The organism is Arthrobacter sp. 18067, from assembly GCF_902706295.1.
Lineage (GTDB): Bacteria > Actinomycetota > Actinomycetes > Actinomycetales > Micrococcaceae > Arthrobacter.
Genome location: NZ_CACSJJ010000003.1, coordinates 98,571 through 117,930 on the forward strand (window position 1 = coordinate 98,571; position 19,360 = coordinate 117,930).

At 63.4% G+C, this 19,360-nt stretch carries 16 protein-coding genes and 1 tRNA gene; 13 read left to right on the forward strand and 4 right to left on the reverse strand.

Annotation, left to right across the window (positions count from 1 at the left end):
* Nucleotides 1-34: 34 nt before the first annotated feature.
* From GVL04_RS04575 to GVL04_RS04585, 3 genes are all read right to left on the reverse strand, one after another.
* Nucleotides 35-1,546: an APC family permease gene (locus GVL04_RS04575; RefSeq protein ID WP_159700235.1), complete on the reverse strand. Its 1,512-nt coding sequence runs from the start codon at nt 1,544-1,546 to the stop codon at nt 35-37.
* A gap of 22 nt (nt 1,547-1,568) precedes the next feature.
* Nucleotides 1,569-2,447 carry a universal stress protein gene (locus tag GVL04_RS04580; RefSeq protein WP_159700238.1) on the reverse strand — a complete coding sequence of 293 codons (879 nt, stop codon included), beginning with the start codon at nt 2,445-2,447 and terminating at the stop codon, nt 1,569-1,571.
* 106 nt (nt 2,448-2,553) lie between these two features.
* Complete coding sequence (locus GVL04_RS04585; protein ID WP_268825361.1) at nt 2,554-3,972, reverse strand: NAD(P)/FAD-dependent oxidoreductase; 1,419 nt, start codon at nt 3,970-3,972, stop codon at nt 2,554-2,556.
* Nucleotides 3,973-4,036: 64 nt separating this feature from the next.
* Here GVL04_RS04585 and GVL04_RS04590 point away from each other — a divergent pair, with 64 nt between their 5' ends.
* The 13 genes from GVL04_RS04590 to GVL04_RS04650 all read left to right on the forward strand — a co-directional run bounded on the left by GVL04_RS04590 (nt 4,037) and on the right by GVL04_RS04650 (nt 19,132).
* Entirely contained in the window at nt 4,037-4,753 is a 717-nt protein-coding gene (locus GVL04_RS04590; protein ID WP_159700244.1) for a TetR/AcrR family transcriptional regulator, read from the forward strand.
* Between the two features lie 64 nt (nt 4,754-4,817).
* The gene (locus GVL04_RS04595) at nt 4,818-5,669 is read left to right on the forward strand and encodes an AraC family transcriptional regulator (RefSeq protein ID WP_200846743.1); all 852 of its coding nucleotides are present in this window, start codon (nt 4,818-4,820) and stop codon (nt 5,667-5,669) included.
* 123 nt (nt 5,670-5,792) lie between these two features.
* Nucleotides 5,793-6,863 (forward strand): ABC transporter substrate-binding protein, encoded by a 1,071-nt coding sequence (locus GVL04_RS04600; protein ID WP_159700247.1) that lies wholly within the window; start codon nt 5,793-5,795, stop codon nt 6,861-6,863.
* A gap of 24 nt (nt 6,864-6,887) precedes the next feature.
* Nucleotides 6,888-7,961 (forward strand): iron chelate uptake ABC transporter family permease subunit, encoded by a 1,074-nt coding sequence (locus tag GVL04_RS04605; protein ID WP_235036160.1) that lies wholly within the window; start codon nt 6,888-6,890, stop codon nt 7,959-7,961.
* Nucleotides 7,958-9,034 (forward strand): iron chelate uptake ABC transporter family permease subunit, encoded by a 1,077-nt coding sequence (locus GVL04_RS04610; RefSeq protein ID WP_200846744.1) that lies wholly within the window; start codon nt 7,958-7,960, stop codon nt 9,032-9,034. The genes GVL04_RS04605 and GVL04_RS04610 overlap by 4 nt, the downstream gene beginning before the upstream one ends.
* A 69-nt stretch (nt 9,035-9,103) precedes the next feature.
* On the forward strand, nt 9,104-10,231 hold the full coding sequence (locus GVL04_RS04615) for a mandelate racemase/muconate lactonizing enzyme family protein (RefSeq protein WP_159700250.1): 1,128 nt from the start codon (nt 9,104-9,106) through the stop codon (nt 10,229-10,231).
* Nucleotides 10,232-10,241: 10 nt separating this feature from the next.
* A complete protein-coding gene (locus tag GVL04_RS04620) occupies nt 10,242-10,940 on the forward strand; it encodes a FadR/GntR family transcriptional regulator (RefSeq protein WP_159700253.1) in 699 nt (232 codons plus the stop codon).
* A 347-nt stretch (nt 10,941-11,287) separates the two neighbouring features.
* Entirely contained in the window at nt 11,288-12,697 is a 1,410-nt protein-coding gene (locus tag GVL04_RS04625; protein WP_159700256.1) for an FAD-binding oxidoreductase, read from the forward strand.
* A gap of 65 nt (nt 12,698-12,762) precedes the next feature.
* The gene (locus GVL04_RS04630; RefSeq protein WP_159700259.1) at nt 12,763-14,415 is read left to right on the forward strand and encodes an ABC transporter substrate-binding protein; all 1,653 of its coding nucleotides are present in this window, start codon (nt 12,763-12,765) and stop codon (nt 14,413-14,415) included.
* On the forward strand, nt 14,412-15,380 hold the full coding sequence (locus tag GVL04_RS04635; protein ID WP_159700262.1) for an ABC transporter permease: 969 nt from the start codon (nt 14,412-14,414) through the stop codon (nt 15,378-15,380). The genes GVL04_RS04630 and GVL04_RS04635 overlap by 4 nt, the downstream gene beginning before the upstream one ends.
* Entirely contained in the window at nt 15,377-16,231 is an 855-nt protein-coding gene (locus tag GVL04_RS04640; protein WP_159700265.1) for an ABC transporter permease, read from the forward strand. Before GVL04_RS04635 ends, GVL04_RS04640 begins: the two co-directional genes overlap by 4 nt.
* Nucleotide 16,232: 1 nt before the next feature.
* On the forward strand, nt 16,233-17,936 hold the full coding sequence (locus GVL04_RS04645) for an ABC transporter ATP-binding protein (protein WP_159700268.1): 1,704 nt from the start codon (nt 16,233-16,235) through the stop codon (nt 17,934-17,936).
* Nucleotides 17,933-19,132 carry a PLP-dependent aminotransferase family protein gene (locus tag GVL04_RS04650; RefSeq protein WP_159700271.1) on the forward strand — a complete coding sequence of 400 codons (1,200 nt, stop codon included), beginning with the start codon at nt 17,933-17,935 and terminating at the stop codon, nt 19,130-19,132. The genes GVL04_RS04645 and GVL04_RS04650 overlap by 4 nt, the downstream gene beginning before the upstream one ends.
* 130 nt (nt 19,133-19,262) lie before the next feature.
* Here GVL04_RS04650 and GVL04_RS04655 read toward each other — a convergent pair.
* Nucleotides 19,263-19,345: transfer RNA gene (locus GVL04_RS04655), tRNA-Leu, on the reverse strand.
* Between the last annotated feature and the right edge of the window lie 15 nt (nt 19,346-19,360).

The following is a 19,360-nucleotide window of genomic DNA, read 5'->3' on the forward strand; positions in this document are numbered from 1 at the left end:
TCATCAAGTGCCACCTCGGCGGAGGCGGCACTGGCTACGCCCGGGTCAGCACCTTGCCCTTGAAGAACTCCGGGCGCACCCGGTACATCACCAGCATGACCACCACACCCAGCAGGATCACGCCCATGCCCAGGACGAACACCAGGCCCACACCACCCACGGATGAGCCCGAGCCGTACTCCGGGTCCATGGAATCAAGAGCTGTCTTCACGAACATGACCAGCAGGATCACGCCGCCCACCAGGGGTGCAAGGAACTTGAAGAAGAACGCCCGAGCACCGCGGAATGCCTCGGCCCGGAAGAACCAGACACAGGCCAGCGCTGTGATGCCGTAGTAGAAGCAGATCATCATGCCCAGGGCGGTGATGGTGTCCCACAGCGCATTCTCGGAGACGGTCCGGGTGATCACATAGAAGGCGGCCGCAGCAATCGCGGCGGCGATCGTGGCGAAGCTGGGCGACTTGTAGGTAGGGCTGATCTTGCCGAATTTGGGCGAGATGGCGCGGTAGTGGCCCATTGCCAGCATGGTGCGGGCCGGGGAAACGAACGTCGACTGCAACGATGCAGCCGAGCTGCTGAGGATGGCCAGCGACATGAGAATCGCGAACGGGCCCATCACCGGACCTGCCAGCACGGCGAAGATACTGGACTGGTTCTCCGGGTTGCCGGCACCCAATCCGGTCTCCCCAACGCCTGCGAAGGATAGGGTGGCCAGCGCAACGGTCATGTAGATGGTCACGATGACCAGCACGGTGATGGTCGCAGCCCGGCCCGGGGTCTTCTCGGGATTCTTGGTTTCCTCGTTCATGGTCAGGGTGACGTCCCAGCCCCAGTAAATGAAGATCGAGAGCGAAACACCTGCGGCGAATTGTGAGAACGAATCCACCGCGAAGGGGTTGAACCAGTCGGGCGAGATGGCGGTGGCATCGAATGCCGTGCCATTTGCCACGTGCGCGAACGCGGAGACCGCGAACCAGCCCAGGACCAGCAGTTGGAAGGCCACCAGCACGTACTGGACGCCCTTGGTTGTTTCCATGCCGCGGTACGAAATCCAACAGGCCAGGGCGATGAACACCAGCGTGGTGGCGATGTTCAACGGCAGGATCTTACTGAGCTCACCCAACTCCGGGTTGCTGAAAATCTGGGCGAGCATCAGGTAGAAGAAGTCCACCGCCACGGCCGCCAGGTTGGAGAGCACAATGATCGTGGCCGCGATCAGCCCCCAGCCACCCATCCAACCGATCCACGGACCAAAGGCGCGCGTCGCCCACGTGAAGGAGGTACCGGCGTCGGGCATTGCGTTGTTCAGTTCGCGGTAGCCAAGCGCCACCAGCAACATCGGGATGAAACCCACCAGGAAGATGGCGGGCAAGTGCACGCCAACCTCGGACACGGTGGGGCCAAGGGCCGCGGTAAGGGTATAGGCGGGTGCGATGCAGGAAACGCCGATCACGACGGCGCCGATCAGGCCCACCGATCCAGCTTTCAGTCCCTTTTCACTTAGGGACGATTCTTTCGACTGGACCGTCTTTGGTGCAGTTGACATGGTTTTGCCTCTCAGGCGATTGCTAGGAGCTTTGTCGCGTGTAGTCGCGGGGGACCACGATCATGGGAACGGGAAGGGCACGCAGGATCCGGTTGGCGGTGGTGCCCAGGAAGGTGGCCCGCTGTTGGGCCAAACGGCTGGAACCGATCAGCAGGATTTCGCCGTCTTCCCAGTCGAGTCGGTCAACGGCTTCTTCGATGGTGCGGCCCTGCGCGACGACAATCTCCGGCTCAGGCACACCGGCAGCGGAGTCGTCCGCCTCAACGGAACTTCCGACGGCGGCAAGCCGGTCGGCGGCATGCACCCAGGCGGCGTCGGCCAACCCAGGCGAGTTGCCGCCGTCGAGCGCCAACAGGGAGACGAGCCGCAGCGGGAGGGCCCGGTCGCGGGCGGACTCGACCGCGACGTCGAGCAGTTCGTCAGCGCCCGGGCGCGTCCCGAAACCGCAGCTCAAGCGGGTGATCGGCTCGGTGCGGTGGTAGCCCTGGGGCGCCAAAGCGACCGGAACGGGCGACGAATGGAGCAGCGAACCCGCCACGGAACCGATCGTGAAGCGCTTGAACAGGCCGCTGTTGGTGGCGCCGATGACCAGGGCCGCAGCGTCGAATTCCACGGCGGCATCGATCAAGGTCTGCGCCTCGGAATCACCGCGGCGGATGTGCGCGCGTGCGGTGACGTCGTCCGGAACCAGGGCTAGGCCTTCGTCCAGCCAACGCTGTGCTTGCTCGTTGAGGATGTCGTTGTAGCCAGCCTCAGGCGGGTACACGGCGTTGAATGGGGAGTCTTCCGGGATCACCAGGACCAAGTCCAGGCTGACATCGTGGTTCCGGGCCAGCGCGACGGCAAGGTGAACGGCGTCGTGCCCCCTCGCGTTGGCGGTGTAGCCCACTACGTAGCGCATGGTGGTCCTTTCCTGGTGGTGCTGAAACCGGCTTGGTGCTTAAACAGTGGAGCCGGCAGGCCGGGGTTGGAGCTCCCCCGGCCTGCCGGTTTTGGTGCGAAATGCCTTAGGCGACGGGCAATGCGCTCAGCTTGTTGGCCTCAACAATGCGGGCGGCGGTTGCCTGGCCCATACGGACCGCGCCATCCACGTGCTGGTAGCCCTCGGCTGCGAGGTCGGACGAGGACCAGTAGATCGGTCCGACGTTCGCGTGCTGGTCCTTGCCGTATCGGTGCAGTCCGCCGAGGTCGTAGCTGGATGCGTAGGCGCCGCGGGTCCATTCTTCGGAGCCCCAGTCGGACTCGTAGTAGACCTCGGGCGTGAGGGCCTTGTCACCCAGGAAGCCGGCGATGGACTCGAGGATGGCCTTTTTGCGGTCTTCGGCGCTGAGCTCGAACACGGCGTCGGCCTTTTCGTCGGACACGAAGCCCACCAAGGTGCCGCGGGAATCGCCGTGGTTGGTGTTGTCGTAGACCTCCTGGACCAGCGCACCTGCGCTGAAGCCCGTGCCGGAGAGGCCATCTTCGCGCCAGAACGGCGTGTCGTAAACAGCATGGACCTTGATGACCAAGCCCAGGGACTGGTGCTGGTGCATCTGGTGCTGGCGGCGCGGCAGCGGCGGTTCGAAGGAGACGCGGGAGTACAGGTTCGGCGGGACGGCCATGATCACGAAGCGCGCGTTGACGGTTGCCTGCTCGGACACGACAGTCACGTTGTTGTCGTCCCATTTGATGGTGCGGACCGGGCTGTTAAGGACGACGTCGTCGCCCAGCTCAGCTGCCTGAAGCAATGAAACCTGCTGCATACCGCCGATGACGCGCTTGTCCAGGATGAAATCTTCGTCGGTCAGGTGGCTGAAGGATCCAGCCGAAGCGGCCATGAGCACTGCCTGCAGTGCGGAGAAGGCATGCGCAGGCTTGGTGAGCATGCCACCGGCGATGAAGAGGCCAATGTTGTTGCAGGCTTCCTCGTCGTTGGAGTTCTGGCGGAGCCAGTGGTGGAAGGAGATGGTGTCCAGCTCCCGGGCCTTGGGGTGTGCCCAGGGCTCGGTGGGTCCGATCTCTGCGGCGAGGCCGTCCAGGATGGCGACGAGCTTGTCCATCTCGGCTTTGGTGGTCTCGTTCACCGGGAAAGTGTCACCGGTGTACTGCGTGCGCTTGCCGTCTTCTCCGATGTAGACGGATTCACCGTCGCGGTAGCGCGAGTACATTTTCAGTCCGAGCTCGTCCAGCAGCTCCATGAGGACCGTCTGGTCCGGAGAAACCCACTGGCCGCCGATTTCCAGCATTGCACCGTCGATGGTGTCGGTCCAGGTGCGGCCGCCCACGCGGTCACGTGCTTCGAGCACTGCAATGCTGAGTCCGGCCTTTTTCAATTCACGTGCCGCCGTCAACCCTGACGGCCCGGCACCGACGATCACAACGTCGCGATCAAGATTCTGCATGATGTCCTCTCCGTGGCCGTCCGTGGTGGCTGACCAGTAAATGAATGGCGTTCATTTATATCCATACTAGCGTTGGAGTCGGCCGGTGTGAAGGCCCGGTGGAATAATGCTGGGGACACAGGCAGCAGAAAGGCCTCCGATGCCCGCACCGACCCCCGCCCCTTCGGCCACCTCCGCCGGCCCGGTACGCCGCCGCGCCGGCAGGCCGACAGCGGCGATTCTTGACCAGGACGGCATCACGACGGCGGCGCTTGAGTTGATCAGCAGCAAGGGTTACGACGGACTCACCATGGCCGCCCTGGCCCGCTCCCTCGGCGTCGCGCCTTCCGCCCTTTACAACCATGTGGCCTCCAAGGATGACGTCCTGCTGCTGGTGGAGGACCACTTGGCAGCAATGGTGGATGTGACTGCTTTCGGGGTGGAGCCGTGGGATGCCGCTGTACGTCGCTGGGCTTGGTCCTACCGCGACGTTTTCTCGGAGCATACGCCGCTCATCCCCGTCATTGCAGTACTTCCAGTGGCAAATGCGCCCAAGACTTTGGCGATGTACGAGGCTGTGACTGCCGGCTTCCGCGACGCCGGGTTCCCGGAAGAGAAAATCATCTCGGCAATCGTCGCTTTGGAGGCATTTGTTTTCGGGGCGGCCTACGACGTCACCGCGCCGGATGACATCTTCGACGCCGGCAGCCTGGCCGATCGGGTCCCCAACTTCACGGCCGCCGTGGACAGGCTGGCTCTGGAGCGGCATGCGCGCCCGACTGACGTCGCGTTCAGCTTGGGACTTGAGGCGCTGATTACGGGGTTCGGGGCGCTGCGGGGGTAGGGTTTCCGCGGCCAACGCTGCGTGAAGTAAGGTAACCCTAACAAGACTCTTGGAAGGTTGTGCCGTGGCATCCCTGCTAGCACCCGCCGCTGCGCCACGGGAGGTGCACCCGCCGGCCAAAAACATCACATCCGCGGCACGCTCACCCCGGACTGTCCCAGATTCATTCCTGCTCACAACAGGAATGATCGAACAGGACGAGTCCTATCAATGGCCACCCCACAGCCATGAAGAACACGAACTGATCTGGGCCGCCCGCGGCGTGGTGACGATTTTCGTGGACGGTCGGATGTGGACCGTTCTCCCAGGAGCCGGCCTCTGGATACCCAGCGGCGTGGTGCACGAAGGGCGCGTGGCAGGCGGAGTCGCCTTCCGGGTGACACTCTTCGCTCCGGAGGCGTGGTCCCGAAGCTGGAACCAGACCATGGCAGTGAGGGTCAACGAGGCGGCACAACAGTTGCTGGTCCATCTTGCCCAAACGGGAATGCCCAGTGAGGAACGGCTGCGGGCACAGCAGGTGTGCATCGACATGCTGGAAGCTCTCGAGCCCAGCAACATCACCGTGCCAATCCCCCGCGATCCAAGGATCGGGGAATTAGTTAACGGCGTACTGAAGGACCCGGCTGATGACCGTTCACTTGAGCAGTGGGCACGAAGGCTAAACCTCAGCTCGCGCACCATCACGCGGACATTCAAGGCAGAGGTGGCCATGAGCTTTGCGCAGTGGCGCCGACTTGTCCGAATGCGTTCGGCACACATACTGCTTGTGGACGGCCTGAGCGTCACAGCAGTCGGGCGAAAGGTAGGGTACGGCACCACCAGTGCATTCGTGGCCGCCTTCCGGAAGGTCGTTGGGCGCACTCCGGGCGAACTGTTGGCAGACGAACAGGACGCCCCGAGGGTGCGCCCATTCTGAGTCCGAAATGCGATACTCGCTGTCCGCATAGTGACGGAGCCGCACTTTAAGCTTGGTTGTTAGGTTAGCCTTCCCTATGGTGCGGCTACTCCAACACAGCCAAACTTCGAACACAGGATCTTCATGTCCAGCACTTCCGCATCCGCTGCGGCCAAATCAACCCGAAAAAGGGGCCTGGCCGCCTTCGCTCTCATCGCCGTTCTCGCGCTCAGCGCCTGCTCCCAAGGTGGTACCGATTCCGGCACAGCGGCACCTGCCGGCCAAGCCGAGGCCGCCGCTTTCCCCGTCTCCGTAAAGCACGCGTTGGGAGAGGTGACCATCGAAAAGGAGCCGCAACGCATCGCTGTCATCGGATGGACGACTCCCGATATCGTGGCTGCCTTGGGACGGGTTCCCGTTGCTGTCGGGAAGAACAGCTACGGTGCCGATGATGCCGGGTACTTCCCATGGTTCCGTGAGGAGGTCCAGAAACTCGGCGGTCAGTTGCCACTCGCACTCCCGAGCCTCGAACGAGGCGAGATCGACTTCGAAGAACTCTTGGCCACGGATCCCGATCTGATTCTTGCGACCTACTCCGGCATTACAGCGGAGGACTACACCCGGCTCACCTCGATCGCTCCAACCGTCGCGTATCCGGAAAAAGCATGGGCGACTCCGCTCGAGGACAACATCGACATCGTCGGCAAGGCGCTGGGCGTTCCGGAACGCGCTGAGAAACTGCAGGCATCCCTCAACGAGACAATCAATTCTGCGGCGAAGGAACATCCCGAGTTCAAGGGCGTGACCTTTGCCTACGGAACGGTGCCCTCAGATGACGGAACGGTACTGTTCAACGGACCTTCCGACACCCGGGTGCAACTTCTGGAGCAACTAGGTCTGGTTCTTGCCCCCGGGGTCTCCGAACTTTCCGCGGCCAACGGAGACTCGTCCAGTTTCAACGTGAGCCTGGAAGAAATGTCGGACCTCACGCCGGAGCTATTCGTGACGAACGTCGAGGACGATGCTGAATGGCAGCAGGCACTGAGTACAAGCAGCATCTTTGCCAAGTGGGGTCCCATTGATCGTGGAGCCACGGTGGTAACCACCGATCATGCACAGACCATGTCCTTGTCCTCACCGAGCCCACTCAGCATTCCGTGGGGTCTGTCCAACTTCGTCGGGCCGCTCTCGGATGCCGTTGGCAAACTCAAGTAGTCAACAATAGGACCGGTTCAAGCGGTGAACAGTACAACTCAGCTGATCGGTGAGGGCCCGCCGCCCCAGCCACGCACGCCAGTGCGCCACGGGGCGGCACCCACCCGCACCCTGCGAACGTTCGGGTTGCTGGTGTCCGTCGGTGTGCTGATGGTGGTCACGCTTGCGAGCATCATGGTGGGCGCCCGCGACCTGACTGTAGGCAGCGTCCTCGCCGCCCTGTTCAATCCGGACGGTTCCGCCGAGGCGCTGATCATCTGGGAACTGCGCGTTCCCCGAACCGTGGTGGGCCTGGTGGTTGGCCCGGCGCTCGGACTTGCCGGCGCCCTCATTCAGGCCTTCACCCGGAACCCCCTGGCCGACCCTGGCATTCTGGGCGTCAACGCCGGCGCCGGCTTTTTTGTTACCCTCGCCGTCGGAGTCCTGGGATTCACCGATCCCCGCGGCTACGTATGGTTCGCCCTGCTGGGCGCCGGGGTGGTGACGGTGTTGGTATACCTGATCGGATCGATCGGCATGGGGGCTGCAAACCCCGTGCAGATGACGCTCGCCGGCGTCGCCCTCAGCGCCGTCCTGGGAGGAATTGCCTCGGGCATCAGCCTGAAGAACCCCCAAGCGTTCGACACCTTGCGGTTTTGGGGCGCCGGAACCATAGGCGGCCGGTCCTTGGACATCATTGCGGCGATCGCGCCGCTCATTTTCGTCGGAGTCGTACTGGCCCTTCTCGTGGCGAGGCCGCTCAACGCCTTGGCCATGGGTGACGACGTTGGAAAATCCCTTGGCGTCAGCGTTGCAGGCACACGAATCGTTGTGGTTGCTGCCGTCACGGTGCTGGCTGGCGGGGCCACGGCCCTGGCCGGTCCCATCGGATTTGTCGGATTAATGGTGCCGCACATGGTCCGCTGGCTCGTGGGCCCGGACCAACGGTGGATCCTGGCGTACACGTTGGTGGTCTCGCCGATTCTCTTGCTCGTCGCCGACATTCTGGCGCGGGTCATCCTGCCCAGCGGTGAGTTGCGCGTGGGGTTGGTGACCGCCGTCGTTGGTGCGCCCATCCTGATCCTGCTGGCCCGACGCAAGAAGGTGAGTGGCCTGTGACGCGCGGACAAACCGTACCCACTCTGGGGGCACCGCAGGGGGACGGCCGCCCACAGTGGCTGCTGCGTTCGTCTCGACCGCAAATATCCCTGAAGTTCGATCGCCGGGCATTCGTGGTCGGCTTGATTATTATTGCGCTGGTCCTCGTGATCGGCGCGTATACGTTGACCGCAGGCGCTTCGCGTACATCGCTGACTGATGTCGCCTCGGCCTTTCTGGGGCAGGCGAACCGGCGCACAGAGATGCTGGTCATGGAGTGGCGGCTACCGCGTCTATTGTTCGCAATCTTCTGTGGCGTGGCGCTGGGGATGAGTGGCGCGCTATTTCAGTCGCTGACCCGCAACCCTCTCGGCAGCCCAGACGTTATTGGTTTCGCAGCTGGTTCCTACACCGGGGCGCTGCTGGTGATGCTCGTGGCGGGCAGTACCGGCTACTACGTCGTTGCTGCGGGGTCACTCATCGGTGGGATTGCGACGGCGGCTCTGGTCTATCTGTTGGCTTACCGCCGTGGCGTGGAAGGATTCCGCCTCATCATCATGGGCATCGGGGTCAGCGCGGTCCTCGGTTCGGTCAATTCCTATCTGATGTTGCAGGCCGATTTGGAGGACGCAATGTCCGCAGCAGCCTGGGGTTCAGGTTCGCTGAACGGGCTCGGCTTCGACCAGTTCTGGCCCATGATCGTTCTTCTGGTGGTGCTGGTCCCCATCACCCTTGCTCTCGGCCCGGGCATGCGCCAACTGGAGATGGGGGACGACGCCGCCAAGGCCTTGGGCTTGCGCACTGAGAGGCTTCGCCTGGGCGTCGTCGTGGTCGGAGTCGCCTTGACCGCGCTGGTGACTGCGGCCGCAGGGCCAATCTCCTTCATTGCACTCGCCGCGCCGCAGATCGCACGCCGGCTCACCGGCGCCTCCGGGATCGGAATGATCCCCGCGGCGTTGGTTGGTGCACTGTTGCTGACTGGAGCCGACGTCGTTGCAAATTCCATCCAGCTTCCGGTCGGCATCATCACCGTCTCCATTGGCGGTACCTACCTGGTGTGGCTTCTGGTGCGTGAATATCGGCGGAGAAGATAGCCTTGTAGTACAAGTTTAAAACTTGTATCCTAAGTGGCAGGCAAGGATGCCGCACCCACAAGGAGAACCATGAGCACCGTAGATCTCATTCGCCACGTCAAGCTGTCCACGGCACGTTTGCCCCTCACCGTACCCATCAGCGATGCGAAAGTCTTCACGGGCAGGCAGAAGCCCATGACCGAAGTGGTGTTCCTGTTCGCCGAGATCACCACCGAACAGGGCCACAGCGGCATCGGCTTCAGCTACTCCAAGCGCGCTGGCGGCCCCGCACAGTATGCCCACGCCAAGGAGGTCGCGGAGGGCATCATCGGCGAGGACCCCAACGACATCGGCAAGATCTACACCAAACTCCTCTGGGCCGGCGCCTCCGTGGGCCGCTCAGGAGTGGCAACTCAGGCCCTGGCGGCCATCGACATCGCGCTCTACGACCTCAAAGCCAAGCGCGCCGGATTGCCCCTGGCCAAGCTGCTGGGCTCCTACCGCGACTCGGTCCAGACATACAACACCTCCGGCGGCTTCCTCAACGCCACCCTGGATGAGGTCAAGGAACGCGCCACGCAATCCATCAACGATGGCATCGGCGGCGTCAAGATCAAGGTTGGCCTGCCCGACTCCAAGGAGGACCTGCGCCGCGTGGCCGGAGTCCGCGAGCACATCGGTTGGGACGTCCCCCTCATGGTGGACGCCAACCAGCAGTGGGACCGGGCCACCGCGCTGCGCATGGGCCGCCAACTGGAGGAATTCAACCTCATCTGGATAGAAGAGCCGTTGGATGCCTACGACTTCGAGGGCCACGCGCACTTGGCCCAAGTCCTGGATACACCCATCGCCACCGGTGAGATGCTCGCCTCCGTTGCGGAACACAAGGGCCTCATCAACGCCAACAGCTGCGACATTATCCAGCCAGATGCTCCGCGCGTTGGCGGCATCACCCAGTTCCTGCGGCTCGCGGCGTTGGCGGATGAACGTGGCCTCGGCCTGGCACCGCACTTCGCCATGGAAATCCACCTCCACTTGGCTGCCGCTTACCCGCGTGAGCCCTGGGTGGAGCACTTCGACTGGCTGGACCCGCTGTTCGAGGAGCGCCTGGAGACCAAGAACGGCCGCATGATCGTTCCGGACCGCCCCGGACTGGGCGTCACCCTCAGCGGGCAGGCCCGCGCCTGGACCACCGAATCCGTGGAGTTCGGCGCGTAATCTTGAACCCATGAGCCGAAACCTGACCGCGGATCTCGCCGCCGACCTTCGCAACCGCATCGTCGACGGCGCCATCCAACCAGGTGAGAAGCTCCCCAGCGAAAACACCCTCATCAGCGAGTTCGGGGTGAGCCGGACGGTAGTCCGCTCCGCCCTGACCCGTTTGCAAGCGGAGGGATTGGTTGAAACCGAACGTGGGCGGGGCAGCTTCGCGCTGACGCCGCCCGCGGAAGGTCCCGCCGCAGCGCCCGGAACCCGCCCCGTTTCCAGCATGGAAGACCGGCTGCAGATGCTCGATTTCAGGATCGGCGTCGAGACCGAAGCCGCCGCTTTGGCCGCGCGCAACCACACCGAACACCAACTCAAGGCAGTGCATGGCGCGCTGGAGCAGTTCACAGCGAGTTCAGGCCACCCCGCCCACTCCATGAAAGCGGACTTCGAGTTCCACCGGGCCGTTGCTGCGGCGTCCGGCAACCCCTTCTATACGGACTGCATCTCCGCCCTGGGCCAAACCATGATCACCATGCCCCGCCCACGCCTCGTCGCCAGCGAAGACCAGGACTCCCCCGAGCGCTTTGCGCAGGTGGTCCACGAACACTCCTCTATATACGCAGCAATCGCGGAGGGCGACCAAGTGGCTGCCGCGGCAGCGATGCGCCTGCACCTGAGCAACTCACGACGCCGGTTCACGGGTTCTGCGCGCGGCTGACGGTCGCGTACGCCCATCTAAGTCGCAGTTGGGGCCGTTCCCAGCGCTCAGAACGCGCTCAGCTGCGACCTAGTTGGGCCGGCCGAGCAGGCGGTTCGACACGTTACGTCGCGGCGCTTTTTACTGGGACATAATTCGTCTCTCAGCGACCCCCTTTAACGAAATCGGAATCCCCACGACGCCCCATTGAGAACTATTGATCGACATTTCAGAAAACTGGCGCGTAAATTCCGAGTCCCGCTAACTTTTGAAGAACCCGTCATTTTGTGACCGGGAAATCCATCAAAAGCCTTTGGGTGCTTCACGCAGGAATGCCTTGTCATGCACCCGGACAGAGAGACGCCGGCATGACAACACAGCTCACCGAAGAACACATCTCAATCCAGGGCTACGTCCGTGAACTCACGCGCCGGGTTGAAGGCATCGAGATCCTTGAGCCCAGTGCCGGGACCACCCGCTACAGCCACGACGCAGCCACGGCCAAGACCGCAGCCGCCAACGGAAAGCCGGGACCCGCCGTCGTGCTTCCAACAACGGCAGCCGAGGTTCAGGCGGCGGTGAAGCTGGCCACGGAGCTTGGCGTGACGGTGGTGCCACGTGGCGCCGGAACCGGCCTATCGGGTGGCGCAACCGCACAACCAGATCAGGTGGTCATATCCACGGAAAAACTGACCGCCATTATCGAGGTTTCCCCTCTGGATGAGGTGGCGGTGGTAGAACCCGGTGTCATCAATGCAGATCTGAATAAGCACCTCGAACCATTCGGGCTTTTCTACGCGCCAGATCCGGCAAGCTTCGACATTTCATCAATTGGTGGAAATATCGCCACAAATGCGGGCGGTCTCCGTTGCGCCAAGTATGGGGTAACGCGGGAGTCCGTCCTGTCGCTGGACGTCGTCCTGGCTGACGGCAGCCTGATCACAGTGGGCCACCGCTCCATCAAGGGCGTCACGGGGCTGGATCTGACCTCGTTGTTTGTTGGCTCAGAAGGCATCCTGGGCATCGTCACCAGAGCCACGGTCCGTCTCCGCCCCATCCCCGTGGCCCGCAAGACGGTCAGCGCGTTCTTTAACAGCACCGCCGAGGGCACCAACGGGCTGGCGGCCATCACCCTGTCGCCCGTCCGGCCCGCAGCGATCGAGTTCTTCGACACTCCAAGCCTGGCCAACATCGACGCCCATTCCGGAACCGCACTGCGGGAAAGGGGTGCCGCGCTGATCCTCATCGAGATCGACGGCTACGGCATCGGAGACCAGGCCGCCGACCTCGCCACCGCGCTCAGTGCCGTTGGTGGCCGTGTCACGGTGGAGTCCGACGACGACGGCGTGAGGCTGTGGGAACTGCGCCGCAGCGGCCGCGGCCTCCCGCAGGACAAGTGGTACATCGGCGAGGACATCGCCGTTCCCAAGTCCCAGCTACCCAAGGTTTACGCCGCTTTCCCTGCCCTGGAGGCGCGCTTCGGCGTGGATATCTCGGCGGTATCGCACGCGGGCGACGGGAACCTTCACCCGCTCATCACCAAGGACAAGACGCCCGACGACGGCGCGAACCCGCCTGCCTCCCTCCTGGAAGCTGCCACTGAACTGGTGAAGGTGGCGCTTTCGCTCGGCGGGACCGTCACCGGCGAGCACGGTGTGGGAACCATCAAGCGCGAATGGGCCGCATTGGAACTCTCGGAGCGGAGCCGCGAGGTGCAGCACGCCATCAAGGCGGCCATCGACCCCCAACAGACCCTCAATCCCGGCAAGGCAATCTAAGCGCCCTGCCCGCAGCACCACCCCCAACGCAATCCCGCAACACACACGTCTCCAGGAGCAACCCCATGATTACCTTCAACACCCCCGAATTCCGCAGAAGGGCCTTCCTTACGGGCCTGGGCGCACTCTCCACCGCTGCCCTCGTCACCGCTTGCGGCGGCACAACGGCCACCACCGGTGCCGGCTCCACAACTCCGGTGGACGGCGGCAACATCACCTTCCTGATCCAGGGCTACGACACCGGCTGGGTCTCCAGTAAAACGTCCATCTCCAGCTACGAGGGCAACCTTTGGGGCCAGATCACGGACAAGCTGGTGTACGTCAATGAGAAGGGCGAGCTGAGCCCGTGGGTCGCTGAAAGCTGGGAAGAACTCAACGGCGCCAAGGACTTCGTCATCCACCTGAAGAAGGGCGTGACGTTCTCCGACGGAACCCCGTTGGACGCGGCGGCTGTCGTGGCAAACCTCAATGCCTGGGCCAAGGGGGACTCCACCCGCGGTGTCAGCAAGGTGGGTCTCTTCCCATCCAGCAACTTCGTGTCAGCAGAAGCCACCGACGCGGAAACCGTGAAGGTGTCCTTCTCGTCCCCCGCTCTGGGCTTCATCGCAACACTCGCTTACCACGGCTGCATTCTGCTCTCCCCGAAGACCTTGGCTTTGCCGGTGGAAGCCCAGGCCGACCTCAGCCAGGAAATCGGCAGCGGCCCGTTCGTGGTCAAGTCCTGGAAGCAGGGCGACAGCTACGTCCTGGAGAAGCGGAAGGACTACAACTGGGGTCCGGCAGCGCTCGGGCACACGGGTCCTGCCCGCCTGGACACCATCACGTACAAAGTCATCAAGGACACCTCGGTGCGGACCTCCACGGTTGTTTCCGGCCAGGCCGATGTTGCCTTCAACGTTGAGCCCCAGGAAATCGAGTCGCTCAAAGCCCAGGGCTTCACGGTGGGTACGCCCCGCTACCTGGGCTTCGTGGACGGATTCCAGGTCAACACGCAGGCCTTCCCCACCAACGATCCCGCCGTCCGGAAGGCTATCCAGCACGGCATCGACCGCGAAGAGATCCTCAAGACCGTCTACACAAGCGACTGGAACGCCGCCACCACATTCATCCAGGGCAACGTCCCGGAAGCAGGCGAGTTCAGCGACTCCTTCGCGTTCGACGCCGACAAAGCCAACAAGCTCCTGGACGACGCCGGTTGGACCAAGGGTTCTGACGAGTACCGCACCAAGGACGGCAAGACCCTCGAGTTCACCCTGACGCCAAACCCCTACGTACCGTCCACCAAGGCCGAGGACGAGCTCATCGCCCAGCAGCTCAAGAAGGTGGGCATCAAGGTCAACCTCAAGGTAGTGGACGTGGCCGGCTACGCGGCTGTCCAGGCAAGCAAGCCGCCGCTGTTCCAGACCTCACGCAGCTTCGTCGACGTCGGAACGGTCGCCGGAGTCCTGACCAGCCAGAACAAGGGCGAAGACTGGTTCAGCCTGGGCACCAGCGACCAGAAGCTCAACGACCTCTCCACAGCGATAGCCACTGCCTCGGACCGGGAATCCCGCGGGAAGGTTGCCGACGAACTCCAGCAGTACGTCCTGGAGCAGGGCTACTTCATCCCTCTTAACCAGCTCGTCCAGCGCCTGTACCTGATCAACCCGAAGATCAAGGATGTCCAGTACAACGGCTTGGCCTACGCCAACTTCTACACCGCCTGGATCTCGCAGTGACCAGCGATTACAAACGCTTTGCCCTGACCCGCGCCGGGCAGGCGATCGTCGTCGTTCTTCTCGCCTATGTCCTGACGTTCCTGGTAATCAGCGTCCTCCCGGGTGACGCCATCACCAACACGCTCCGGGATCCGCAGCACGGACTGAGCGAGGAGGACATTCAGCGGATCGTGGCCTTCTATGGCCTGGACCAGCCCGTGATCGTGCAATTGCTGCTCTCCTTGGGGCGGTTCCTGACGGGTGAACTGGGTTTTTCCCTCCAGTCCAACCTGCCTGTATCCCAGATTGTGGGAGACGCTTTGCCGTCCACGCTCACCCTGGCCACCAGCGCGCTGCTCATCGCCATTGTTTTCGCCGTGGTCATCGCGTACGGCGCCCAGTATTTGCCGGGCAGGTGGGCGGCAATTGTCCGCTCCATTCCATCGTTCTTCCTGTCGGTGCCCAACTTCGTGATTGGCCTGGTACTGATCGAGCTGTTTGCCTTCCGCCTCCACTCGTTCACCACCACGGATCCCAACAGCGCGGCAGCAACACTGTTCGCAGCCATCACCTTGGCCATTCCGGTATCAGCGCCGCTGGCTGAGGTACTGATTGCCGGCCTGGACCACGAATCCCGGCAGGAGTACGCCCTTGTGGCCCGCTCGCGCGGCCTTACCGAGGCCAAGCTCTTCGCCAAGCACCTGGTGAAACCGTCGGCCCTGCCGTCCGTGGCCATGGTGGCGCTCATCGTGGGCGAACTTCTGGGTGGCTCCGTTATTACGGAGACGATCTTCGGCCGTGACGGCATCGGCACCGTCGTCCAAAAAGCCGTGACGGGAGAAGACCAACCCGTGCTCCAAGCGGTGGTGTCCCTCTCAGCCGTGGTGTTCGTGGCCGTCAATCTGGTGGCCGACCTCGCGTCGCCTCTGCTCGATCCCCGCGTCAAACTGCGGGAGTCCAAACTCCGGGAGAAGGTGGGTCCATGACTGCCACACTTGGCTACACCCAACTGCGTAATGTTGGCACGGCATCCAGGAAGCTCACCTCAGGCTTGCCTCCAGTCACGGTCATCCTGTCCTTCGCTGTGGTGCTCTTGGTCATCCTCTGGTCCCTTGTTCCAAGTCTCTTCACATCGTTCAGTCCTGTCACGGGAGACACCGCGAGCAAGCTTGCGGCCCCGAGCGCCGCACACTGGTTCGGCACGGATTACCTCGGCCGCGATCAATACGCACGTGTTGTGTACGGCACGGCGTCGTCGGTTACCAGCGCCTTGGTGGCTGTGCTCATCGGATTGGTGGTGGGCAGCATCATCGGCCTCGCCAGTGGATTCCGCGGCGGCTGGCTCGATTCCGTCCTGGGCCGTTTTGTGGACGTTCTCCTTGCCATCCCAGGGTTCCTCCTGGCCGTGGTCATTGTGAGCTCGCTGGGTTTCCAAACCATCAACGCGGCCATCGCCACCGGAGTGTCCGCCGTCGCGGTCTTTGCCCGGTTGATGCGCGCGGAGGTGATGCGGGTCCGCAGCGCCACCTACGTGGAGGCGTCGTACCTGCAAGGCGGCAACCGGCTCCACGCACTACTCGGCCATATCCTTCCCAACGCCTACAGGTCCGTTCTGGTACTGGCGGTGCTCCAGTTCGGCACGTCCATCCTGGTCATCGCCTCGCTGGCCTTCCTGGGCTACGGCGATCCACCCCCGGCCTCCGACTGGGGTCTCCTGGTGGCCTCGGGCAAGACCTACGTGACGGCCCCATGGCTGGTGTACGCGCCGGCCTTGGTCATCGTGGGCACCGTCCTGTCCGTCAACCGCATCAGCCGCTGGCTGCGAAAGGCCAAGTGACATGACCCTGAATCCCAAGGACACCGCCGTGTCCGCAGACCTATTAACAGTGCAAGGCTTGTCGATCGCGTATGGTCCCACGGCGGTCGTCCATGACGTCGCGTTTTCGGTAGCCAAAGGCGAGAGCCTGGCGCTCATTGGCGAGTCCGGTTCGGGCAAGTCGACCATCGCCAAGGCCATCCTGCGTTTGCTTCCCCACAGTGAAGCAACGGCCACCGGACGCGTGGCGCTCAATGGTCGGGACGTCCTGACGCTGCCGGAGAAGCAGTTCCGGCCCCTGCGCGGCCGGGAGTTGGGCTTCATCCCCCAGGACCCGGCGTCGGCCTTGAACCCCGTGCGGACCATCGGCGCCCAGGCTCACGAGGCCGCGGCGTTGCTCGGCGAAACCGATCCCGCCGTCCGCCGCGCGAAGATCCTGGACATGCTGGAGCAAGTGGGTCTGCCGGACCCGCTCCGGGTGTACGACTCCTACCCGCACCAACTTTCGGGCGGCATGCTCCAACGAGTGTTGATCGCCCTCACGGTGCTGCCACGTCCGTCGTTGATCGTTGCTGATGAGCCCACCTCCGCCTTGGACGTGACGGTTCAGAAGCTGATCCTGGACATGCTGACCGATCTTCGCCGCGAACTGGACATCAGCCTGCTCCTGATCACCCACGACCTCGCGATCGCAGCCGAGCGTGCCGATTCCCTGGTGGTCTTAAAGGACGGTGCTGTTCAGGAAAGCGGAGCGTCCCGGGACGTCTTTGCTTCGCCCGCAACCGACTACGCGCGGAGCCTGCAGGCCGACGTTCCCGCTTTGCACCCGGACCGGTACCGGAGCCAGCGCGTCCCGTTTAAGGGAGCGCACGACGGCGACTCCCGCACTCGGGCCGGCGCCTCGCCAACTGCTGGATTTCAGATTGATGTTCGGGGCGTCACCAAACGCTTCCCGGCCGGCGGAAAGGACGTCCTTGCCTGCGACGGAGTGTCCTTCTCCGTGGAACGCGGGCGAACACACGCACTCGTTGGCGAGTCCGGGTCCGGCAAGACCACCGCGGTGCGGTTGCTCCTGGGTCTTGAACAGCCGGACGGTGGGGACATTGAGGTAGCCGGCCAATCGACGTCGGGCCGTTCCCGGGCCGACGTACGGGAGATCCGACGCCACCTTCAACTGGTCTACCAGAACCCGTTCACGTCCCTCGATCCAACGTGGCGGGTGGGCAGGCTTGTCCGTGAGCCACTGGACCAGTTCGGCGTGGGTACCAAGGCGGAGCGTGCCCAGAGTGTGCGTGAAGCCTTGGAAGCTGTTGGGCTGCCCTCCGATGTCGCGTCCAGGCGGGCTGCGCATCTGTCCGGTGGCCAGCGGCAACGCGTGGCGATCGCCCGCGCCTTGGTGGTGAGGCCCGACGTCGTGGTTTTGGACGAACCTACGTCAGCGCTGGACGTAAGTGTCCAGGCGGGAATCCTCGAGCTGCTGTCCAAACTCCAACGCGAACTGGGCTTGACGTATTTGTTCGTCTCGCACGACCTGGCGCTGGTGAGGCAAGTAGCCGACACCGTTTCCGTATTGCGGCGCGGCCAGGTGGTGGAAGACGGGCCTGTCGAGGAGATCTTCCATAGGCCGCAGCATCCATACACCCGCGCCCTCCTTGAGGCGATTCCGCTGGCAACTGTGCCCGCCGGGGATCAGGCCAGCAAACAACTAGCGAAGGCAACAGCATGACCGTGAACGTGATTTCCACCCGACGGCCCGCCCTTATTGAGGCCTTTACCGCGCCGAAGGGCTTTGGCGACCAGACGCTTCGCGACCGGCGAGCCGATGCCATCGAGCTTCTTGGTGGCATCCCGGACCCCAGCGTCCTCCCCACGGAAGAACTGGCCGCCGCCACTGCACGTGTGCTGGCCAAGCCCGGCGTCCCTGCGCTCCAATATTCACGGACAGAGGGCATTTCGCCGCTGCGGGAGTGGATCGCAGAACGCGAAGGAGTCCCGGTGGACCGGATCCTGATCACCAACGGCGGCTTCCATGGCCTGTCGTTGGCGATCCAGTCCGTGGTGGAACGCGGCGACCTGGTGGCTGTGGACAACCCGATCTTCCCGCTGTTCCTCCGGGGGCTGCAGTTGTCCGACGCCAGGACACTGCCCATCTTTGTGGGACCGCAAGGCCTCGATGTTGATCATCTATCCGACCAGCTCCGCGCAGGCGCCCGTCCGTCCGCCCTATATACAGTGCCCGACTTCCACAATCCGTCCCAGGGCACCCTGTCCGGGGACGCCCGGAAAGAACTGGTACGGCTGGCGGAACACTACGGATTCGTGGTTCTTGCGGACAACCCATACCGCGAACTCCGTTTTACCGGTGAGCAAGAGAGCGTGGAGGAATTCAACACCTCGGATCACGTCCTCCACATCAACACGTTCACCAAAACGCTGGGTCCCGGGCTTCGCCTCGGCTGGACCGTTGCACCGGAACGGTTGGCCCGTGATCTGGTGGCGTTGCGCAGTCGCCAGGATTCGCACAGTTCCACGCTGGTCCAGGCAATCATCGGGGAATTGGTGACATCCGACCCCGGGATCTTCGACGCAACCCTTGACCGGGCCCGCGCCCTGTACCGAAACCGGGCCGAAACCCTGGTTTCTGCTTTGCACCGGGAAGCTCCGGGAGCTTTTGAGACTGTTCTTCCCGACGGCGGACTGTTCCTCTGGCCCAAACTGGCAGACGACTCCGTCGACCCGGATCAGCTGGCCGCCGATGCCAGTGCCGAGGGCGTGGAGTACCAGCGCGGTTCGTTCTTCCCATCAGGACCGGGAACGGATGCTGACCGACACCTGCGCCTGGCCTACGGGGATGTCCCTGCGTCCAAGCTGGAAGAGGCGGCCGCCCGGCTGGGGCGTGCGCTGAAGCGGCAAGCTCCGTAGCCCCTCACCCGACCAGGTAACAGCAACTGCTCTTGTGAAGCGTCAGTGGAGCGGTAGCTGTCACCTGGTTGGGATCCCGTAGGAAAAACAAAAGAGCCCCGATCCTAAGACCGGGGCTCTTTCGATTGCGTGCGCGAGGGGGGATTTGAACCCCCACACCCTTTCGGATACTGGCACCTGAAGCCAGCGCGTCTGCCGTTCCGCCACTCGCGCGCAACTTCTTTTTCT